Genomic DNA, 18609 nt, shown 5'->3' on the forward strand with positions numbered 1-18609 from the left:
GTGCGGGGGCACGGTGGGCGGAGGGCCGGGGTTCACCGGCGGCGGCGTCGGGCCGGTGCCCGAGTGGCCGCAGGGCGGGCACGTGCCCGGCGGGTCGGCGTCAGGGCCGACAGCAGGACATTCGGGCGCGCCCGCTGGGACACTCCCGACACCGCATCCGGGCAGCCCGGGACCCACGCCGCGTGGCGGCGGGCCGGTTCAGGGTGCTCCGAGTCATGACGTCGATGCTCGCAGGGGCACGGCGCCCGCGTCCAACAACGATCCGCCAACCCATCGATAGCGGATGCTTATCGGTTCCGGACGTGGAACGGGAACACCACCCGGCCCAGCGGCTCCGCGGGGGCGGGTGGTGCTCAGCCGCTACTGCGGCGTCATCGTCGGGTGCGCTCAGGCACTCTTCTCGCGCGGGGTCCGCTTGGACCGGGGCGCCTCGCGGGGCACCAGGGTCGGGTTCACGTTCTCGAGGACCACCTCGCGGGTGATCACGACGCGGGCGATGTCCTCACGGCTGGGCACGTCGAACATCACCGACTGGAGCACCTCCTCCATGATGGCCCGCAGGCCACGGGCGCCGGTGCCGCGCAGGATCGCCTGGTCCGCGACCGCCTCGATCGCGTCCGGGGTGAACTCGAGCTCCACGCCGTCCATCTCGAACATGCGCTGGTACTGCCTGATCAGTGCGTTCTTCGGCTCTGTGAGGATCTGCGCCAGGGCGGGACTGTCGAGCGGAGAGACGGTGGAGATCACCGGCACCCGGCCGATGAACTCGGGGATCAGCCCGAACTTCAGCAGGTCCTCGGGCATGACGTCGTCGATCACGTCGACGTCGTCGGCGCTGTGCAACGGGGCACCGAAGCCGATGCCGCGGCGCCCGGCCCGGGCCGAGATGATCTCGTCCAGGCCCGCGAACGCCCCGGCCACGATGAACAGCACGTTCGTGGTGTCGATCGTGATGAACTCCTGGTGCGGGTGCTTGCGCCCACCCTGCGGCGGCACGGAGGCCTGGGTGCCCTCGAGGATCTTCAACAGTGCCTGCTGCACGCCCTCACCGGAGACGTCCCGGGTGATCGAGGGGTTCTCGCTCTTGCGGGCGATCTTGTCGATCTCGTCGATGTAGATGATCCCGGTCTCAGCCTTCTTCACGTCGAAGTCTGCGGCCTGGATCAGCTTGAGCAGGATGTTCTCGACGTCCTCGCCCACGTAGCCGGCCTCCGTCAACGCGGTGGCGTCGGCGATCGCGAACGGCACGTTCAGCATCTTGGCGAGGGTCTGGGCGAGATACGTCTTCCCGCAACCCGTCGGACCGATGAGCAGGATGTTGGACTTCGCGAGTTCCACGTCGGCGTCGTCGCCGGTGGTGGAGGCCGCGGACGGGCCGGCCTGGACCCGCTTGTAGTGGTTGTAGACGGCCACCGCGAGCGACTTCTTGGCGCCCTCCTGGCCGATGATGTACTGCTCGAGGAACTCGAAGATATCCCTCGGCTTCGGCAGGTCCACCAGGCCGAGCTCGTTCGCCTCGGCGAGCTCCTCCTCGATGATCTCGTTGCAGAGGTCGATGCACTCGTCGCAGATGTAGACGCCTGGGCCGGCGATCAACTTGATGACCTGCTTCTGGCTCTTTCCGCAGAACGAGCACTTCAACAGGTCGGCGCCCTCCCCTATCCGAGCCATGCGCCTCACCTCTCCGATCTGCTGGTCAACCTGGTCGCCCGGCGATCCGCCGTCGTTCCATTGTGCGTCATCGATCCTCGACAACAACCATTTCACACTACGTGCGCCACGTCTTTTGGTGCGCGAACGGCCCGCCGCGTGTCGTCACGCGTCGGGCCGTTCGGGTCATGCGCTCCGGGTCACTTGCCGGCCGGCAACTGCGGGGCCTTGCGGCTCTCCAGCACCTGATCCACCAGGCCGTACTCGAGTGCGCCCGCGGCGGAGAGGATCTTGTCCCGCTCGATGTCGGTGCGGACGTCCTCCACCGGCTTGCCCGAGTGCAGCGCAAGGGTGTCCTCGAGCCACTCGCGCATGCGGAGCACCTCGGCGGCGTGGATCTCGATGTCCGAGGCCTGTGCGTAGCCGCCACCCTCAAGGGAGGGCTGGTGGATCAGCACACGGGCGTTCGGGAGCGCGAGCCGCTTGCCGGGCGAACCGGCGGCGAGGAGCACGGCGGCCGCGGACGCGGCCTGCCCGAGGCAGACCGTCTGGATCTGCGGCTTGATGTACTGCATCGTGTCGTAGATCGCCGTCATCGCGGTGAACGATCCACCCGGTGAGTTGATGTACAGGGTGATCAGGCCGTCCGGGTCCTGGCTCTCCAGGACGAGGAGCTGGGCCATGATGTCGTCCGCGGACGCGTCGTCGACCTGCACGCCGAGGAAGATGATGCGGTCCTCGAACAGCTTGGTGTACGGGTCCTGCCGCTTGAAACCGTACGCGGTCCGCTCCTCGAACTGCGGGAGCACATAGCGCGACGTGGGCGCGGGCATGGCCCGCCCGCCGAAGTTCGCCGCCTGCTGGGAAAGGTTCACAAGTGTTCTCCTACGAATCGATGATCGGCGGGCGTCAGTCGGTGGTCCCGCCACCACCGGTGACGGACGCGGCATCGGTGACGACGTGGTCGATGAAGCCGTACTCGAGGGCCTGGGCCGCAGTGAACCAGCGGTCGCGGTCGGCGTCGCGGTCGATCTCCTCGACGGTCTTGCCGGTCTGCTCGGCGGTCAGCTCGGCCATGACCTTCTTCATGTGGAGGATCAGCTCGGCGTTGATCTTGATGTCCGTCGCCGTGCCGCCGATGCCACCGGAGGGCTGGTGCATCATGACGCGGGCGTGCGGGGTCGCGTAGCGCTTGCCCTTGGTGCCCGAGGCGAGGAGGAACTGCCCCATCGACGCGGCCATACCCATCGCCACCGTGGCGACGTCCGGCTGCACGTACTGCATGGTGTCGTAGATCGCCATGCCTGCAGTGACCGAACCACCCGGGGAGTTGATGTAGAGCCAGATGTCCTTCTCGGGGTCCTCCGCCGCGAGCAGCAGCATCTGCGCGCAGATCTGGTTCGCGTTGTCGTCGCGGACCTCGGATCCGAGCCAGATGATCCGCTCCTTGAGGAGGCGGTTGAAGATATGGTCGCCCAGACCCAGTCCCGGCTGGTCCGACTGTGCGGCCTTGGGAATCTCGCTCACGGTTCGTGCTCCTGATCGTCGGTTGTTGTCCCTGCGCATGACACTAACGCCGAGTGCCGTCGGTATCTGCCCGCAGATCGCTGGTTTCGCTGTTGGCGCACGCCCGGGCCGGCCGGGGACGGCGGAGGTCCCGCACCCGGGTGGGTGCGGGACCTCCTGCGCGGGGTGCGGTGAGGCTCAGGCCTTCGCGTCCTCGGCGTCCTCGGCCGAGTCGGCACTGTCGGCACTGTCGGCCGAGTCGGCACTGTCGGCCGAGTCGGCACTGTCCGCGGAGTCGGCACTGTCGGCGGACTCGAGGTCGTCGACATCCACCTCGACGGTCTCGATGCCACCGGCCTCGACGGCCCCGTCGGCAGCGGCCTGCGCAGCGGCGACGGCGGCCTGGACGGCGTCCTCCTCGTCGGAGCCGATGTAGTCGGTCAGGTCGACCTCCGCACCAGCGCCGTCGACGATCTTCACCTGGCGCAGTGCGACCGCGAGCGACTTGTTCCGGGACAACTCGGCCACGAAGGTCGGGATCTGGCCGTTGGTGTCGGCCTGCTGGATGAACTCGTTCGGGTCCATCCCGTACTGCTGGGCGGTCCGGAGCAGGAACTCGATGAGCTCGTTCTGACCGACCTTGACCTCGACCTTCTCGGCGAGGGTGTCGAGCAGGAGCTGACGGCGGAGCGTGTCCGTGGCCTCGACGCGCACCTCTTCGCGGTGGGTGTCGTCCTCGAGTCGGCCCTCGTTCTCGAGGTGGCGGTGGATCTCGTCCTCGATCACGCCGGCCGGCAGCGGGAAGTCGGTGTTCGCGAGCAGGTGCTCGAGCAACTGGTCGCGGGCCTGCACGGCGCGGTTGTTCGACTTGGCATCTGCGACCTGCTCGCGCAGGTTCTCGCGCAGCTCTGCCACGGTGTCGAACTCGGACGCGGTCTGGGCGAAGTCGTCGTCCACGTCCGGCAGCTCCTGCTCCTTGACGGCGGTCGGGGTCACCGTGACCTCGGCCTCCTCGCCGGAGCGCTCGCCGCCGGCCAGCGGCGCCTTGAAGGTGGTGGTCTCCCCCGCCGTCAGGCCGGTCAGGGCCTCGTCGAGGCCCTCGAGCATGTTGCCGGAGCCGATCTCGTAGGAGACGCCGGAGACGGAGTCGATCTCCTCCTCGCCGATGGTGGCCCGCAGGTCGATCGTGGCGAAGTCACCGGTCTTGGCGGCGCGGTCCACCGAGACCAGGGTCGCGAAACGCTGACGCAGCGTGGTCAGTCGCTCCTCGACGTCCTCATCGGACACCTCGGCGTCCTCGACCGTGAGCGTCACGCCGTCGAGCTCCGGCAGGGCGATCTCGGGGCGGATGTCCACCTCGGCGGTGAAGACCAGCGCGTCGGAGTCCGCACCCTCGGTGGCGACGCCCGGCACGGAGGTCACCTCGATGCTCGGCTGGCCAAGCGGGCGCACCTCGGCCTCGGTCACGGCCTGGCGGTACAGCGCCGGGAGCGCGTCGTTGACGGCGTGCTCGACGACGGCGCCACGGCCGACCCGCTGGTCGATGATGCGCGGCGGCACCTTGCCCTTGCGGAAGCCGGGGATGTTCACCTGCTCGGCGATGTGGGAGTAGGCGTGGTCCATGCTCGGCTTGAGTTCCTCCGGCGTGACCTCAACGGTCAGCTTGACCCGGGTCGGCTCGAGGTTCTCGACGGCGCTCTTCACTACGTGTTCTCCACTCATGGGTGTCTGTCGGGCAGGTCGCGCGAACGCACTCGGCGGCGTCGCCGCCTCTTCGTTCGTCATTGGCGTCCGCAGACACGTGAGGGCACGGCGAAGCGAACAGCGGCCCCTAGTCTACCCCGCCGGTGGGAGACCGGTATGCGGCGTGACGCAGAGCCCAGACCCCCCGTCAGCAGGCCCGAGTGGCCGCGCTCTGACCGGCGATCGCCGCCGCCGCCCGGACCGCCGGCTGCTGACCTACTATCCCTCGCGCAGGGTGACCGGGAACAGGTCGGTCCGCGCGACCACCCGGTCCCGCTCGGCGGCCAGGGCCGTGCGGCGCGGGTCCGTGAGGTAGCGGTCCAGGTCGGCCTGGCCGCCGAACCGGTAGACCTGCACCTCGTGCGGGCTGCCGTCGGCGCCGCCGGAGACGGCCCTCTGGACGATCTGCGCGCCGTGGTCGACGAGGAGCGCGATCACCGTGTCCTCGTAGACGGACAGGTCCGCCTCGTTCCCGGGCGTCGCCCAGAGCAGGCAACACAAGGTCAGTGGGCCGTCCGAACTCATGGGGGTGGATTCTGGCAGCCTCCGTCGGGTCGCACAAGGACGACTGGTCCGTCCTCAGGGGCCGAGTGGCGTCCAGAAGGACCACGGTTCGCCCTCGGGTCCGAGCGCACCGTACTCCCGGACGCCGTAGGGCTGGTCGGTGGGCTCGAACGTGATCGTGCCACCGCGGGCGACGACGCCGGCGTGGTGGGCGTCCACGTCCTTGACGGTGACCACGAGCATGCCCGTTGCGGCCCCGAGGGCGGCGGGTGACGCGAGCCGCCACCGCGGCGCGACCGGGTGCAGCATGACGAGCCCGTCGACGGTGCGGACCTCCGCCTGGACGACGGCGCCGTGCGCGTCCCGGTGCACCGGTCCGGGTTCGAGCCCGAACACCCGGACGAGGTGCTCGTGGGCCCGCTCGAGGTCGTCGTAGACGAGGACGGCGATCCGGCGCAGGGGCTCGGTCCGAGCCACGGCGGTGTCCTCGAGCACCGCGAGCAGCCGGCGGCAGACGTCGACGTCTCCCCCGCCGTCGCTCTCGCGCGGCGCAGCGCCGAGAGCCGGGTCCACGCTGACGCCCTCGAGCCGATGGAGCATCCGCTCGGTGCGTAGCACCTGGTCCTCGAGGGCGGTCAGGTGCCCCCGTAGGGCATCGTCCAGACTCCAGGTCGGGTCATCCAGAGCACGGCCGATCTCGTCGAGCTGGGTGCCGAACCGGCGCAGCACGCTGATCCGGTAGAGCCGTTCGACGTGCTCGCGACGGTAGACGCGGTGCCCTGCGCTGGTGCGCTCCGGGCGCAGCAGACCGACGTCGTCGAAGTGGTGCAGCGTGCGGATGGTGAGCCCGGAGAGTTCGGCGAGCTCGCCCACCCGCCAACCGTCCGGCGAGCCGCCCCCGGCCACGGTCAGCCCTTCGGGGTGTACAGCGCCCACCGGTGCCCGAACGGGTCCACCAGCCAGCCGCGGCGCTCGTCGCCGGAGTCGCTGGGCTCACGGTCCACGGTCGCTCCGGCGGCCACCGCGGTGGCGTAGGCCGCATCGACGTCGTCGACGCCGAGCACGATCGCCGCCGTGCTGTGTCCCAGGGTTGCGGGGGCGTACGCGCCGTAGTCGTGGTACTCGTCGGAGAGGTAGAACACGTCGCCGGCGATGGCGAGGGTGACGTGACCGATCTTCCCATCGTCGTCGTAGCGTTCCCCAGTCTCCCGCGCCCCGAACGCGGCGGCGTAGAAGGCCACGGCGGCGGCGCCGTCATGCACGGTCAGGTATGGGATCAGGCGGGTCATCTCGGTCTCCTTCGTCCGATGCGGGGCGGTCGACCTCGCTGGTGACGACGTTAGGCCCTCACGTCACGTGAGGTGCAAGCCCTCGGCGAGAGCTCGGCCGGCGTGACTACGATCGCCGTCATGACGTCGTGGCCGGACACCCGGATCCTGGACCTGTTCGGGATCTCCGCACCGATCGTGCTGGCACCCATGGCGGGGCCGGTCCTGGCCGACCTCACGGTCGCGGTCGCGCAGGCGGGCGGCCTCGGGTCGCTGCCGTGCGCGCTGCTGCCGGCGGACCGCATCCGCGCCGAGCTGACGGAGATCCGCTCACGCACCGACGCGGCCATCAACCTGAACTTCTTCTGCCACACCACGCCCGAGCCGGACCCGGTGGCGGACCTCGCCTGGCGGGCCCGGCTGGCGCCGTACTACGTCGAGGCCGGTCTCGATCCCTCCGTCACGCCGGTGGCGTCGAACCGGAACCCGTTCGACGGCGGAGCGTGCGAGATCATCGAGGAGTTCCGTCCCGAGGCAGTCAGTTTTCATTTCGGGCTGCCCGAGGCGGCGCTTCTGGAGCGTGTCCGGGCCACCGGCGCGAAGGTGCTCGGGTGCGCCACCACCGTGGCCGAGGCACGTTGGCTCGCTGACCGCGGCGCCGACCTGATCATCGCGCAGGGCGCGGAGGCGGGCGGGCACCGTGGCATGTTCCTGTCCACGGACGTGGGCACCCAGGTCGGCACGTTCGCGCTCGTGCCACAAGTGGTCGACGCCGTGGACGTGCCGGTGATCGCAGCCGGCGGCATCGGCGACCCGCGCGCCATCGTGGCCGCCCTCGCTCTCGGCGCCGCCGCGGTCCAGATCGGCACGGCCTACCTGTACACACCCGAGGCGCGCATCGCCGTCGGGCATCGGAAGGCCCTGCTGGAGCAGAACGCGGACGACGCGACGGCGCTCACGAACGTGTTCACGGGCCGTCCCGCACGCGGCATCGTGAACCGGGCCATGCGCGAGCTCGGGCCGATGAGCGAGGCGACGCCGCCGTTCCCGCGGGCCGGCGGGGCGCTCGCGCCGCTGCGGTCGGCGACGGAGCCGGCCGGATCCACCGACTTCATGTCGCTGTGGTCGGGTCAGGCGGGGACGCTCAGCGCCAGGTACGCGGGCCTGAGTGCCGCCGAACTCACCCGGACCCTGGCGCGCGAGGCCCTGGCTCGGCTGTGACCGGGGCTCGGCGGCGTCTCAGTCCGCGCCGGGAACCGGCGCACCGTGTGGCACGCCATCCGCCACGTACTCCTCGTACCGGGCACGCCACTGCGGCGTCGGCTCGGGGCCGGGCGCCGTGCCGGCACCGGCGACGAGGTGTTCGCTGAGCTCATCCAGGCAGACGTGCCAACCCGCGGCGGTCCGCGCGGCGCCCGGCGTGTAGTCCTCGGGCATCAGGTCGATGAAGGTGAGGCGACAGCCCGTCTGCCCGTGCGGCTCGAGCAGCAGGCGGAGCTCCTCGGCCTCCCAGCTGAACCGGAGCGTCGTCGGCGGCTGCACCTGCAGCACGGTGCCGCCGGCGGTGCCATCGACCTCCGGGTGGTCGTCATCGAAGACGAAACGCAGGGTGGCGCCGACACTGAGCAGGTCGCCCTCGATCCGGCATGGGAACCATGCTGCGAGTCCCTCGGGCGTGGTCACGGCGTCCCAGACCCGCTCGATCGGGTGGGCGAGGTCGCGCACGAACCGCAGGGCGTACTGCCCGTCGATCTGCTCGTAGGTTCCACGTTCGGTTGTCATCGGGGGTCCTTCCGTCGGTTGCTCTCGGTCGTGGGTCCCGATGCGGACGGAACCGGCTCAGGCTCCTGCGCCCGGGCGTCGAGGTGGTCCTCGAGGGCGTCGAGGCTCGCGTTCCAGAACGCGCGGAACGGGCCGAGCCAGTCCTCGAGCTCGCGCAGCGGCTCCGGCTCCAGGCGGTAGTGGCGGCGAGCGCCCTCCGGCCGGGCCGAGACCAGCCCGGCCTCCTTCAGCACCCGCAGGTGCTTGGAGACGCCTGGCTGACTGAGTCCCAGCTCGTCCACGAGCTCGGTCACGGTGCGCGGCCTCACCCGCAGGAGCCCGAGCATCGCTCGCCTGTTCGGGTCCCCGACCGCTGACCACATCGACATCATTCCCTAAACATATCCGAGTGGTTATATTCCTGTCGAGCAATGCTCGGCAGCGGTCACGCTCGTCCCTCTTGTACGCGCGGATGCGCGGCGGGACGATGGGCCATGTTCATCGACACGACGGCCGAGAGCGCGGCCGAGGGTGCGCTCGCCGAGTGGTACCACTCCCAGCGGAGCAGCTGGGGCTTCCTGCCCGACTACGCCGGCTGCTTCTCGACCCGGCCGGACGTGGCGAGCGCGTGGGCGAACCTCAACCTGACGATCCGCGGGGGCATGGATCGGCGCCGGTTCGAGCTCGTGACAATCGCGGCCGCGCGCGCCCGGCGCTCGACGTACTGCACGGTGGCCCACAGCATGTTCCTGCGGGACGTGTGCGGCGACGGCGACACGGTCGACCAGCTCGGCCTGGCTCCGGACGGGCAGACCCTCTCCGCTCAGGACGCTGCCGTCTACGCGTTCGCGACGAAGATCGCCCAGGACGCGTCCACCGTCGGTGCCGCGGACGTCGACGCGCTCCGGGATGCGGGGTTCACCGACGCCGAGATCGCGGACGTCGTGCACGCCGTCGCGGCGCGGCTGTTCTTCACGACCGTCCTCGACGGCCTCGGCGCCCGGCTCGACCCGCAGACGGCGGCGACGTTCGACTCCGAGGCGCTCGAGGGCATGGTGGTCGGCCGGCCGATCGGCAGCGCATGAACGGCGCAGACTCGGGCGTGACCGAGGTAGTGCCGGCGACGGCCCAGCGCTTCGACGATGTCGTCACGATCCTCGCGCCGAAGGATCCGGACGCACCGGTGTGCTGGTGCCTGAGCTACCGGCTGCCGAACCGGGAGAACCAGAGCCTGCGCGGATCCGACCGGGCCGCCCGACTGCGCAGGTACGCCGAGGAGGGCACGCCGCCCGGCGTCGTGGCCTACGTCGACGGCGAGCCGGCGGGCTGGTGCTCGGTGAGCCCGCGGGCGAGCCATCACCGCCTCACTCATTCACGCACGATTCCGACCGTGGATGACGTCCCCGTCTGGAGCGTCATCTGTTTCGTGATCCGGCCACCGTTCCGACGCCAAGGGCTGGCCGCCCAGCTGCTCGAGGGCGCAGTGGCCTACGCCGCGACCCGGGCAGCGCCGGCGCTCGAGGCGTACCCGATCGACCCGGAGGGCGCGCGGATCAGCTCGGCGTTCGCCTACGTCGGCACGACGGCGCTGTTCGAGGCGGCCGGGTTCGAGCGCGTCGCCCGGACCACCTCGACCTCGGGCGGGATGACGCGCTGGCTGATGCGCCGGGACCTGACGTCGCTGGCACCCGGAGGGCAGGCCGCGGGGTAGGGGATGAGGTCGCCGGTCGGGGTGACAGGAGCCCGGCATCGTGTCACCGCAAACGAAGAAGGCCAGAACGGCTTGCGCCGTCTGGCCTTCTTCCTCGTCGGGGTGACAGGATTTGAACCTGCGACCCTTGCGTCCCAAACGCAATGCGCTACCAAGCTGCGCCACACCCCGCTGGTGGTCTGAGTCTAGCGATGACCGAGCACTCCCGTTGACCCAGTATCCTTGGGGGCGAGTCATTGCGGGTGTAGCTCAATGGTAGAGCCTCTGCCTTCCAAGCAGATGGTGCCGGTTCGATCCCGGTCACCCGCTCCAGAACCCCGGACGCCCGGGCCGCCTCGCGGCCCGGGCGTTCGTGCGTGCTCGCGCCCCACGGGGCCGCCGCCCGATCACGCGGGGCGGCTCCGCCGTCGGGCAGACACGACGATGGCCGCCCCCTCACGAGGAGGGAGCGACCATCGCCAGGCTGCGCTGGTGGATCAGTCGTCGGCGTCGACCAGGCCACGCTCGACGGCGCGAGCCAGGCGCCGCGGCACCTTGACCTCGCGCCCGCCGGCGCGGACAGGTACGAGGTCCGCCGCCGTCATCTTCCACTGTGAGCGACGCGCACGCGTGTTGCTGCGCGACATCTTCCGCTTCGGAACTGCCATGGCTCTACCTCCCTTTCCGTCCTCGATGGAGCATCGTCGTGAACTGCCTCACGCCGATGCGTGATGCACAGACCGTCGGTGACCCGGTGTGGGCCCCGTCGGAGAAATCAGGCCTGGTCGCCGGACTTGGCGTAGCGGCGACGGAACTTCTCGACGCGGCCGGCGGTGTCCATGATCTTCTGCTTGCCCGTGTAGAACGGGTGCGAGGCCGCGGAGATGTCGACGTCGACCACCGGGTAGGTGTTGCCGTCCTCCCACTCGACCGTGGCGTCCGACGTCAGGGTCGACTTCGTCAGGATCGAGAAGTTCGCCGAGATGTCCCGGAACACGATCGGGTGGTAATCCGGGTGGATGTCGTTCTTCATGTCTGCTTCCTACCTAGTTCGCTGCATGGGGGGTTGTGCGGTGATTACCAGCTGGACTTCGTCACGCCCGGCAGCTCGCCGCGCAGTGCCATGTCACGGAGCTTGACCCGCGAGAGTCCGAACTTGCGAAGGTAGCCACGGGGGCGTCCGTCCGCTGCGTCCCGGTTGCGCACACGCGTGGGGCTCGCATTCCGGGGCAGGGCGTGCAGAGCGGCCAGGGCCGCGTCCCGCTCGGCCTCGGCGACGTTCGGGTTGACCGACGTCTTCTTCAGCTCGGCGCGGCGCTCGGCGTACCGTGCCACGATCACGCGACGCTGCGCGTCGCGGGCGATCTTGGACTTCTTCGCCATGCGTGTCCTCTGCTCCTTGCGATTACGGTGTGCGCTCTGGTGGCACCTTGCTCCTGCTCCCCCACACGCCCGACCCCCGGGTCACCCCGGCGCTCATGTCGGTGAGGGTGAGGTCGCCATCCCGATGACGGGCGCTTCCCCACTAACCTGGCTGTCAACGTCTGCGCCGGAATCCCGGTCGCGGGCGTGCCACCCGTGGGCACACCGAACCTTCGAGGTCACGATGCGCCTCAGAGATGATACCCAAGATTCCGCTCGCGGGACACCTCGCACCCGGTTGCCATCCGCCCGGGCGCGCGAGGTGTGACGGATCCCTCACCCTGCCGCCTATCGCTCGCCGCAGGTTGTTCTAGTACAACTAGAACAATATGATGAGACCATGCTCATCACGGTCGACCCCACCAGCGCCGTGCCGCTGTTCGACCAGATCGCCACGGCGGTCCGGCTCGCGGTGGTGCGGGGCGAGCTCGGCGCCGGCGAGCGGCTCCCGAGCGCCCGCGAGCTGGCCGAGTCCCTCGACCTGAATGTCCACACGGTCCTGCACGCCTACCGCACCCTGCGCGAGGAGGGTCTGCTCGAGGTCCGCCGCGGCCGCGGCGCGACGGTCTCGACGAGTGGCGGCCGGGACTTCCGGGACCTGCGCGCCGCGCTGGACACCCTGGCCGCCGAGGGCGACCGGCTCGGACTGACCCGTCAGGCCCTCGCGGGCCTGCTCACCCACGAGGAGACCCGATGACCGTTGCTGCCGGACAGACCCGAACGCCCTTGCCACACCGGGGCCGCGCGATCGTGCTCGGCGCGGTGCTGCCCGCTCTGCTCCTTGGCGGCGCCTGCGCCCTCGTGCTGTCCTGGCGCGACCGATTGCCCGACCCGGTAGCCGTGCACTGGGGCATCTCGGGCGTGGACCGGACCGGCTCGTTCGCCGAGCTGGTCGCGCCGATGCTGATCCTCGGCCTGGCCACCCTCGTCGTGACCGCGACCCTCTCGATCGTCAGCGGCCGCAGTGCCCTGAACCGCCGGATGATCGTGGGGATCTCGGCGGGGATGGCGGCGATGTACGCGGTGCTGCTCGTGGGCATGTGCTGGGTGCAGCTGGACGTCCCGACCGCCGAGCAGGCCGGTGACCCGGGAGCCACAATCGCTCTTGGCCTGCTCGCGCTGGCCGTCGTCGGCGCGGTCGCCGGCGCCCTGGCCGGATCCGATCCCCCGCAGGCGGCCACGGGCGAACTCCCGGCCGATGCCGCCCGGCTCCCGCTCGGGCCGACCGAGACCGCCGTCTGGATCCGGACGGTGACTGCTGCACGCTCGTGGTTGCTGTGGACGCTCGTCGTGGTGGTGCTCGCCGGCAGCGCGATCCTGGGCGTGCTCACCGGCCAGTGGTGGCTGATCCCTATCCTGGCCGCGACGGCCGCCCTGGTCGCCGCCACCACCTCCTGGTCGGTGCGGGTGGACGCACGCGGCCTCACCGCCCGCGGCCTCTACGGGTGGCCCCGCATCCGGGTGCCGGCGGACGAGGTGGAGCGCGCGGACGCGATCACCATCGCCCCGTTCGCGGAGTTCGGCGGTTGGGGCCTGCGCACGGATGTGCGCGGCCGCACCGGCCTCGTCGTCCGCAAGGGCCCGGCGATCAGCATCCAACGAACCGGCGGGCGCGTCGTCGTGGTGACGGTCCCCGACGCCGAGCGCGGCGCCGCCCTGTTGAACACGGTGGCCGTCCGGGCACGGACCCCGATGCCCGACGGCGGATCCTCCTCGGGCGGGCCGCTCGCCTGATCGCGGGGTGTGGGTCAGCGGCTGCCCTGACTGAGGTCGGCCGCCCAGTCGAGATGGTGTTCGGAGGCCTTGTTGGCGCCGTTCTGAGCCATCGCCGAGCCGAGGATCCGGGGCAGGACCGCGTCCCGAACGAGCCTGCCGACGGGCCCGGGCGCCTTGTTGTTGTTGATCCGGGCGGCCATCCGGATGATCGCCTCGACGCGCGGCCGGCGAACGGTCTCGACCTGGGCGAACGCCTCCTCGACACTGTTGCGGTCACGCAGCGACATGGCGAGCACCACCGCGTCCTCGATGGCGAGCGAGGCGCCCTGACCCGACGTCGGCGACGGCGCGTGGGCGGCGTCGCCGATCACGATGACCCGGCCCGAGGACCAGGGTCGCAGCCGAGGAATCGTCTGGATCGGCGTCATCGGCGCGAAGTCAGCGGTGGCGGCGATGATCTCCAGAGCCGGCCCGGCGTCGTCCGCGTACAGCTCAGCGAACCGTGCACGCCACTGCGCCTCGCTGACCGCGGCCAGTTCGCCGCGCGCCGGTTCGCGGCGCTGGGGCAGGTTCACGAACCACCACGCCTCATCGCCGGGCGCCACCGCGAAGCCGAAGAACGCGCGCTTGCCGAAGATCATCTCGTAGTCGCCGGGCGGCGAACCCGGCGTCAGTCCGGGCGCGTACCCACCCGTGGTCACCAGGCCGGAGTAGGCGGGCTCGGGCGCCCCCGGTAGCGCCAACCGACGCACAGTGGAGTAGATGCCATCCGCGCCCACCAGGAGGTCTGCCTCCGCAACACTTCCGTCGTCGAGCTCGGCGCGCACCCGCCGCGGGCCGGCGTCCAGCCCGACCAGGCGACGCCCGTACCGGATCTCGATCGCCCGTGCCTCGACCTCTGCCTGGAGCGCACTGACCAGATCGGCTCGGCGGATGGTCTGGCTGACTGTGCCGTCGGCGAGCGCGCCACCGGTGCTGGTGGTGCCGAGCCGCTTGCCGGAATGACTGCGCAGGGTCATCGCCGCCGTCGGGAAGCCCGCCTCGAGCACGCGCCCGCCGGCCTCGATCGCGCGCAGGGCGTCGATGCCGTTGGTCGCGAGCGTCAGGAACGAGCCGCGGTCGGGGTCGGTGCGCTCGCGTGCCTCGACCACCCTCACCTCGATCCCGGCCCGCGTCAGCGCGACGGCGGCCGCCGAGCCGGCGACGCCACCACCGATCACGAGCGCCGTTCGTGCTGCGGTCATGACGGTTCTCCTGTGGTGTCCGTGGTGTTCTCGGAGGCGCCGACGTCCGGCGTCCCCTGGTGGTAGGCACGCCAAGGCTCGGTCCAGCCGGCGTCCGGGTCGTCGAAGCGGTCGAGCAGGGTACGGATGAAGTCGGCCTCGGCACCGAGCACCCGCTCGCGATACTCGTCCTCGATGACGAAGATCGGGTGCAGCCCGCCGGCCACGATCGCGGTGCGTTGCTGGGCGATGGCGCCGACGTCGTCCTCGAGACGCTCCAGCCGGGCCTCCAGCAGGGTGCGGGCGTCGTCCGGGGGCAGCACGATGATGAGCGAGAGCGCGGCCGCGAAGGCGGGGTACTCGTGCTGCGGCTCGGCGATGAGGCGACTGAGCCACCGGCGGGTCTCGGCCCGGCCCTCGTCGGTCACCGTGTAGGTGGTGCGCTCGGGCAGTCGGCCGGCGCGGTCGGTGCCCGATGGACTGATGAGGCCCGCCGCATCGAGCTGCCGGACGACGCTGTAGAGCGCGCCGTAGCTCAGCCGGAAGGTCTGCGCGGCGTCGCGGTCGAGCAACTGGCGATGCAGCTCGTAGGCGTGCATCGGTCGCTCTTCGAGGTAGACGAGCACGGCGAGGCCGAGCAGGTTCGTCATTCGTCGGGGCATGTCCATCAGACTAGTTTGCAAAAACTAGTTTGACAAGACTAGGTGATCTGACGCACCCGACCCAACCGGCCGCCGTCGGGCGTTGCCTCACTCCTGCCCACAGGACGGGGTGCGTGGTGCGTCCCGGTGGTGGAAGGATGACGGCGTAACGAAAGTCGTCCGTTCAACCAATCGGTCGGTGAGGACCTCCGGTCGAGCGGCTGACCGCCCATCCAGACGAAGCCACCCGGAGGAACCATGGCCCGCATCTTCGACAACGCGACCGCACTGATCGGCAACACTCCCCTGGTGCGGCTGAACCGCCTCACCGAGGGCGTCGACGCCACCGTGCTCGCCAAGCTCGAGTTCTACAACCCGGCCAACAGCGTCAAGGACCGGATCGGTGTGGCCATCGTGGACGCTGCCGAGGCCTCCGGCGAGCTCAAGCCGGGCGGCACGATCATCGAGGCGACCAGCGGCAACACCGGCATCGCGCTGGCGTTCGTCGGCGCCGCCCGCGGCTACGACGTGGTGCTGACCATGCCCGAGACGATGTCGAACGAGCGCAAGATGCTGCTCAAGGCCTACGGCGCCGAGCTCATCCTGACCCCGGGCGCCGAGGGCATGAAGGGCGCGGTCGCCCGCGCCGAGGCCATCGCCGCCGAGCGTCCCGGCTCGATCCTGGCGCGCCAGTTCGCGAATGAGGCCAACCCGGAGATCCACCGCCGCACCACGGCCGAGGAGATCTGGAACGACACCGACGGCGCCGTCGACATCGTGGTGGCAGGCATCGGTACCGGCGGCACCATCACCGGCGTCGGTCAGGTCCTCAAGGAGCGCAAGCCCGGGGTGCAGATCATCGCGGTCGAGCCCGCCGAGTCCCCGATCCTCAACGGCGGCCAGCCCGGTCCGCACAAGATCCAGGGCCTCGGCGCGAACTTCGTGCCGGAGATCCTGGACACCTCGATCTACGACGAGGTCATCGACGTCAGTGCCGAGACCGCCGTCAAGGTGGCCCGCCGCGCCGCGACCGAGGAAGGTCTGCTCGTGGGCATCTCCTCCGGCGCCGCGATCGACGCCGCCCTGCAGGTTGCGGCCCGGCCGGAGAACGCAGGCAAGACGATCGTGGTCGTGATCCCGTCCTTCGGCGAGCGCTACCTGTCCACGATCCTGTTCGCGGACCTCGCCGAATAACGTGCACCATCTGCCACTGCGCGCACTGATCGCGGAGGACCTGGCCACGGCGCGCCGTCGGGACCCGGCGGCGCGCACCCGGGTCGAGGTCGCGCTGACCTACTCCGGGGTGCACGCCCTGTGGCTGCACCGGATCGCGCACAAGGTGTGGCACGTCTCGCCGCTGCTGCGGCTGCCGGCCCGGATCATCTCCCAGCTGGCGCGCACGCTCACCGGGGTGGAGATCCACCCCGGCGCGGTGATCGGCCGGCGGTTCTTCATCGACCACGGGATGGGCGTGGTGATCGGCGAGACCGCCGAGGTCGGCGAGGACGTCCTGATGTTCCACGGGTCGACCCTCGGCGGGCGCACCATGTCGCACGGCAAACGCCACCCGACCGTCGGGAACAACGTGGTGATCGGCGCCGGGGCGAAGGTCCTCGGGCCGGTCACCATCGGCAGCGACGTGCAGATCGGCGCGAACGCCGTCGTGGTCAAGGACGTGGCCGACGGCGACGTGGTGGTGGGCGTGCCCGGTCGCCCGCGGCCCCGGCCGGCCGAGGCCTCCCCCGAGGACCTGATCGACCCGGCGATCTACATCTGAGCCGGCTCGGTCTCCTCGCCGGGCTCCCAGCCGGCCTCGCGCAGGTCAACCCGCGGCGGGTCGTGCGCGGTCAGCGGGACGCCTTCGGCGCGCAACGCCTCGAGGGCGCGCCCCGCCACCCGCTCAGCGGCGGCACCGCTCGCGGTGACCACCCGCCACCACGGCACGTCGGACCCGTACAGGGCCATCACCCGGCCGACGGTGCGGGCACTGCCCCTGCCGGTGCGCTCGCGGGCGGCCTCGGCGATCACCCCATAGGTGCTCGCGCGGCCCGGCGGGATCTGGGCGACCAGGTCGAGCACGGCCTCGACGTAGTCCTCGGCGACGTCTCTCACCCGCCTATGATCACCCATGAGATGTCGATGAGTACCCATTCCGAACCCGCACCCGCCCCCGACGAGTCCGTCGGCTACGTGTGCCCGCACTGCGACGCCACCCACGAGCACGACCACGTCGATGAGCGTGCTGTGGTCCAGGCCCGGCTGACCTCACTCGCTCGGTTCGCATGGCTGCGGGTCGGTATCGGCGTACTCGCCCTGGCGGCGCTGCTCGTTCTCACCCCACCGACGGCGGCCCTAGCCAATGTCTTCGCTGGTCTGGTCGCGTGGGCGCTCACCACGGCGCTCGGTCTGCTGGTCGCCTCGGTCCGGGCTGCGCGCACCGGCAGCCGGCGCGAGGGCGCCTTCGTGCTGACGGCGGTGCTCACCGGTGCGGCTCTGACGCCGCTGGCCGCGTTCGGCGTGGCCCTGGTCGCGCGGGCCGGCACGGCTGGTCCCGACGGCTCGAATGCACTTGCTCTCGGTGCCGCGACGGCGGTGGCGGTGGCCGCCGCCCTGGGCTGGTACCTCGGCGCGGCCGGGTCCGAGGTGGTGGGCACGATCAGCCTGCGCAGCCTGCTCCTGCAGGAGTCCCGTGCCGGCGAGGCCGCGCGGGACGTCGCGGTGCGCACCCGTGCGTCCGTGCACCCGGTCGGTGAGCTGGTCTGGACCGTGGCCAGTGCCCTGGTGTTCGGCCTCTGGGTGTTCGCCTGTCAGTTCCTGCCCGTGCTCGTGATCGTGCTGATCCCGCTGCACGTGGCCGTGCTGGTGCTGTCCCGCCGCCTGCGCGAGGCCTGACCACGCCCGCGCAGGGACCCGCGCGAGGAGTGCGCCCCACCGGTCAGCGCGCGAGCCCATCGACTCGGGCCGGGCGTCAGCGCGCGGCCTCGTAGGCGGCGAGCTGGTCGATGCGGCGTTGGTGCCGCTCGTCGTTCGAGAACGGTTCGGCGAGGAACGCCTCGACGATCGCGATCGACTCGGCCTCGCTGTGCTGCCGGGCCCCGACGGCGACGACGTTCGCGTCGTTGTGCTGGCGGCCGAGCTTCGCGGTCTCGGTGCTCCAGGCGAGCGCGGCGCGCACCCCGGTGACCTTGTTCGCGGCGATCTGCTCGCCGTTGCCGCTGCCGCCGATGACAATGCCCAACGTGCCGGGCTCGGCCACGACGGCCGCACCGGCCGCGAAGCAGAACGACGGGTAGTCGTCGAGGGCGTCGTAGTCCTCGGCGCCGTGGTCCACCACATCGTGACCGGCCCCGGCGAGGTGGGCGATCAGTGCGGACTTGAGCTCGAAACCGGCGTGGTCGGCGGCGATGTGGATGCGCATGGAGGTCATCATGCCGCACTGCCCACCCGCCCGTGCGAGGCGTCGGCGCCGTGAACTAGATTCGGTC

The 18609-nt window shown here is 70.7% G+C and carries 24 protein-coding genes and 2 tRNA genes; 9 read left to right on the forward strand and 17 right to left on the reverse strand.

Features of this window, described 5'->3' with window-relative positions; translation table 11 throughout:
* Positions 1 to 387 precede the first annotated feature (387 nt).
* The 7 genes from clpX to HALOF300_RS16260 all read right to left on the reverse strand — a co-directional run bounded on the left by clpX (position 388) and on the right by HALOF300_RS16260 (position 6692).
* Complete coding sequence (gene clpX, locus HALOF300_RS16230; protein ID WP_156741976.1) at positions 388 to 1671, reverse strand: ATP-dependent Clp protease ATP-binding subunit ClpX; 1284 nt, start codon at positions 1669 to 1671, stop codon at positions 388 to 390.
* Between the two features lie 179 nt (positions 1672 to 1850).
* The gene (locus HALOF300_RS16235; RefSeq protein WP_156742057.1) at positions 1851 to 2483 is read right to left on the reverse strand and encodes an ATP-dependent Clp protease proteolytic subunit; all 633 of its coding nucleotides are present in this window, start codon (positions 2481 to 2483) and stop codon (positions 1851 to 1853) included.
* Positions 2484 to 2559: 76 nt separating this feature from the next.
* Positions 2560 to 3177: an ATP-dependent Clp protease proteolytic subunit gene (locus tag HALOF300_RS16240; protein WP_174791059.1), complete on the reverse strand. Its 618-nt coding sequence runs from the start codon at positions 3175 to 3177 to the stop codon at positions 2560 to 2562.
* A 177-nt stretch (positions 3178 to 3354) separates the two neighbouring features.
* A complete protein-coding gene (tig, locus tag HALOF300_RS16245) occupies positions 3355 to 4860 on the reverse strand; it encodes a trigger factor (RefSeq protein ID WP_156741977.1) in 1506 nt (501 codons plus the stop codon).
* Positions 4861 to 5118: 258 nt separating this feature from the next.
* Positions 5119 to 5424: a hypothetical protein gene (locus HALOF300_RS16250; RefSeq protein WP_156741978.1), complete on the reverse strand. Its 306-nt coding sequence runs from the start codon at positions 5422 to 5424 to the stop codon at positions 5119 to 5121.
* A 54-nt stretch (positions 5425 to 5478) separates the two neighbouring features.
* A complete protein-coding gene (locus HALOF300_RS16255) occupies positions 5479 to 6276 on the reverse strand; it encodes a MerR family transcriptional regulator (protein ID WP_197522614.1) in 798 nt (265 codons plus the stop codon).
* Between the two features lie 35 nt (positions 6277 to 6311).
* Complete coding sequence (locus HALOF300_RS16260) at positions 6312 to 6692, reverse strand: VOC family protein (RefSeq protein WP_156741979.1); 381 nt, start codon at positions 6690 to 6692, stop codon at positions 6312 to 6314.
* 120 nt (positions 6693 to 6812) lie between these two features.
* Between HALOF300_RS16260 and HALOF300_RS16265 the strand changes: the two genes are divergently transcribed.
* Positions 6813 to 7892 carry an NAD(P)H-dependent flavin oxidoreductase gene (locus HALOF300_RS16265; protein ID WP_156741980.1) on the forward strand — a complete coding sequence of 360 codons (1080 nt, stop codon included), beginning with the start codon at positions 6813 to 6815 and terminating at the stop codon, positions 7890 to 7892.
* An 18-nt stretch (positions 7893 to 7910) separates the two neighbouring features.
* Here the strand turns inward: HALOF300_RS16265 and HALOF300_RS16270 are convergent, their stop codons facing one another.
* Both HALOF300_RS16270 and HALOF300_RS16275 read right to left on the reverse strand, forming a co-directional pair.
* Positions 7911 to 8453: an SRPBCC family protein gene (locus HALOF300_RS16270; protein ID WP_156741981.1), complete on the reverse strand. Its 543-nt coding sequence runs from the start codon at positions 8451 to 8453 to the stop codon at positions 7911 to 7913.
* Positions 8450 to 8824 carry an ArsR/SmtB family transcription factor gene (locus HALOF300_RS16275; RefSeq protein ID WP_156741982.1) on the reverse strand — a complete coding sequence of 125 codons (375 nt, stop codon included), beginning with the start codon at positions 8822 to 8824 and terminating at the stop codon, positions 8450 to 8452. Before HALOF300_RS16275 ends, HALOF300_RS16270 begins: the two co-directional genes overlap by 4 nt.
* 102 nt (positions 8825 to 8926) lie before the next feature.
* On the opposite strand from HALOF300_RS16275, the gene HALOF300_RS16280 reads away from it, so the two are divergent.
* Positions 8927 to 9517, forward strand: a complete 591-nt coding sequence (locus HALOF300_RS16280; RefSeq protein ID WP_156741983.1) for a carboxymuconolactone decarboxylase family protein — start codon at positions 8927 to 8929, stop codon at positions 9515 to 9517.
* Between the two features lie 17 nt (positions 9518 to 9534).
* Positions 9535 to 10143: a GNAT family N-acetyltransferase gene (locus HALOF300_RS16285; RefSeq protein WP_231955469.1), complete on the forward strand. Its 609-nt coding sequence runs from the start codon at positions 9535 to 9537 to the stop codon at positions 10141 to 10143.
* Between the two features lie 97 nt (positions 10144 to 10240).
* Here the strand turns inward: HALOF300_RS16285 and HALOF300_RS16290 are convergent.
* Positions 10241 to 10314: transfer RNA gene (locus HALOF300_RS16290), tRNA-Pro, on the reverse strand.
* A gap of 67 nt (positions 10315 to 10381) precedes the next feature.
* Here HALOF300_RS16290 and HALOF300_RS16295 point away from each other — a divergent pair.
* Positions 10382 to 10455, forward strand: a tRNA-Gly gene (locus HALOF300_RS16295).
* Between the two features lie 164 nt (positions 10456 to 10619).
* On the opposite strand, the gene rpmF is transcribed toward HALOF300_RS16295, so the two are convergent.
* From rpmF to rpsN, 3 genes are all read right to left on the reverse strand, one after another.
* Positions 10620 to 10790, reverse strand: coding sequence for a 50S ribosomal protein L32 (gene rpmF, locus HALOF300_RS16300; protein WP_154793391.1), 171 nt, complete (start codon positions 10788 to 10790; stop codon positions 10620 to 10622).
* A 107-nt stretch (positions 10791 to 10897) separates the two neighbouring features.
* Positions 10898 to 11155 (reverse strand): type B 50S ribosomal protein L31, encoded by a 258-nt coding sequence (locus HALOF300_RS16305; RefSeq protein ID WP_154793390.1) that lies wholly within the window; start codon positions 11153 to 11155, stop codon positions 10898 to 10900.
* A gap of 44 nt (positions 11156 to 11199) precedes the next feature.
* Entirely contained in the window at positions 11200 to 11505 is a 306-nt protein-coding gene (rpsN, locus tag HALOF300_RS16310) for a 30S ribosomal protein S14 (protein WP_154793389.1), read from the reverse strand.
* A 379-nt stretch (positions 11506 to 11884) separates the two neighbouring features.
* On the opposite strand from rpsN, the gene HALOF300_RS16315 reads away from it, so the two are divergent.
* Complete coding sequence (locus HALOF300_RS16315; RefSeq protein WP_156741985.1) at positions 11885 to 12241, forward strand: GntR family transcriptional regulator; 357 nt, start codon at positions 11885 to 11887, stop codon at positions 12239 to 12241.
* Positions 12238 to 13278 (forward strand): SdpI family protein, encoded by a 1041-nt coding sequence (locus HALOF300_RS16320; RefSeq protein WP_156741986.1) that lies wholly within the window; start codon positions 12238 to 12240, stop codon positions 13276 to 13278. Before HALOF300_RS16315 ends, HALOF300_RS16320 begins: the two co-directional genes overlap by 4 nt.
* A 14-nt stretch (positions 13279 to 13292) precedes the next feature.
* On the opposite strand, the gene HALOF300_RS16325 is transcribed toward HALOF300_RS16320, so the two are convergent.
* Together HALOF300_RS16325 and HALOF300_RS16330 are read right to left on the reverse strand one after the other, a co-directional pair.
* Positions 13293 to 14504, reverse strand: a complete 1212-nt coding sequence (locus HALOF300_RS16325; RefSeq protein WP_156741987.1) for an FAD-dependent monooxygenase — start codon at positions 14502 to 14504, stop codon at positions 13293 to 13295.
* The gene (locus HALOF300_RS16330; RefSeq protein ID WP_197522615.1) at positions 14501 to 15145 is read right to left on the reverse strand and encodes a PadR family transcriptional regulator; all 645 of its coding nucleotides are present in this window, start codon (positions 15143 to 15145) and stop codon (positions 14501 to 14503) included. The genes HALOF300_RS16325 and HALOF300_RS16330 overlap by 4 nt, the downstream gene beginning before the upstream one ends.
* A 237-nt stretch (positions 15146 to 15382) precedes the next feature.
* Between HALOF300_RS16330 and cysK the strand changes: the two genes are divergently transcribed.
* Positions 15383 to 16318 (forward strand): cysteine synthase A, encoded by a 936-nt coding sequence (cysK, locus tag HALOF300_RS16335; protein ID WP_156741989.1) that lies wholly within the window; start codon positions 15383 to 15385, stop codon positions 16316 to 16318.
* Between the two features lies 1 nt (position 16319).
* Positions 16320 to 16901, forward strand: a complete 582-nt coding sequence (gene epsC / locus HALOF300_RS16340; protein ID WP_156741990.1) for a serine O-acetyltransferase EpsC — start codon at positions 16320 to 16322, stop codon at positions 16899 to 16901.
* Here the strand turns inward: epsC and HALOF300_RS16345 are convergent.
* Positions 16892 to 17236: an MGMT family protein gene (locus HALOF300_RS16345; protein WP_231955470.1), complete on the reverse strand. Its 345-nt coding sequence runs from the start codon at positions 17234 to 17236 to the stop codon at positions 16892 to 16894. The genes epsC and HALOF300_RS16345 overlap by 10 nt on opposite strands.
* Before the next feature lie 27 nt (positions 17237 to 17263).
* On the opposite strand from HALOF300_RS16345, the gene HALOF300_RS16350 reads away from it, so the two are divergent.
* Positions 17264 to 18016, forward strand: a complete 753-nt coding sequence (locus HALOF300_RS16350; RefSeq protein WP_156741992.1) for a hypothetical protein — start codon at positions 17264 to 17266, stop codon at positions 18014 to 18016.
* A gap of 76 nt (positions 18017 to 18092) precedes the next feature.
* Here the strand turns inward: HALOF300_RS16350 and HALOF300_RS16355 are convergent, their stop codons facing one another.
* Positions 18093 to 18542: a ribose-5-phosphate isomerase gene (locus tag HALOF300_RS16355; RefSeq protein ID WP_156741993.1), complete on the reverse strand. Its 450-nt coding sequence runs from the start codon at positions 18540 to 18542 to the stop codon at positions 18093 to 18095.
* Positions 18543 to 18609 lie beyond the last annotated feature (67 nt).

The sequence above is a fragment of the Occultella aeris genome, from assembly GCF_902703175.1.
Lineage (GTDB): Bacteria > Actinomycetota > Actinomycetes > Actinomycetales > Beutenbergiaceae > Occultella > Occultella aeris.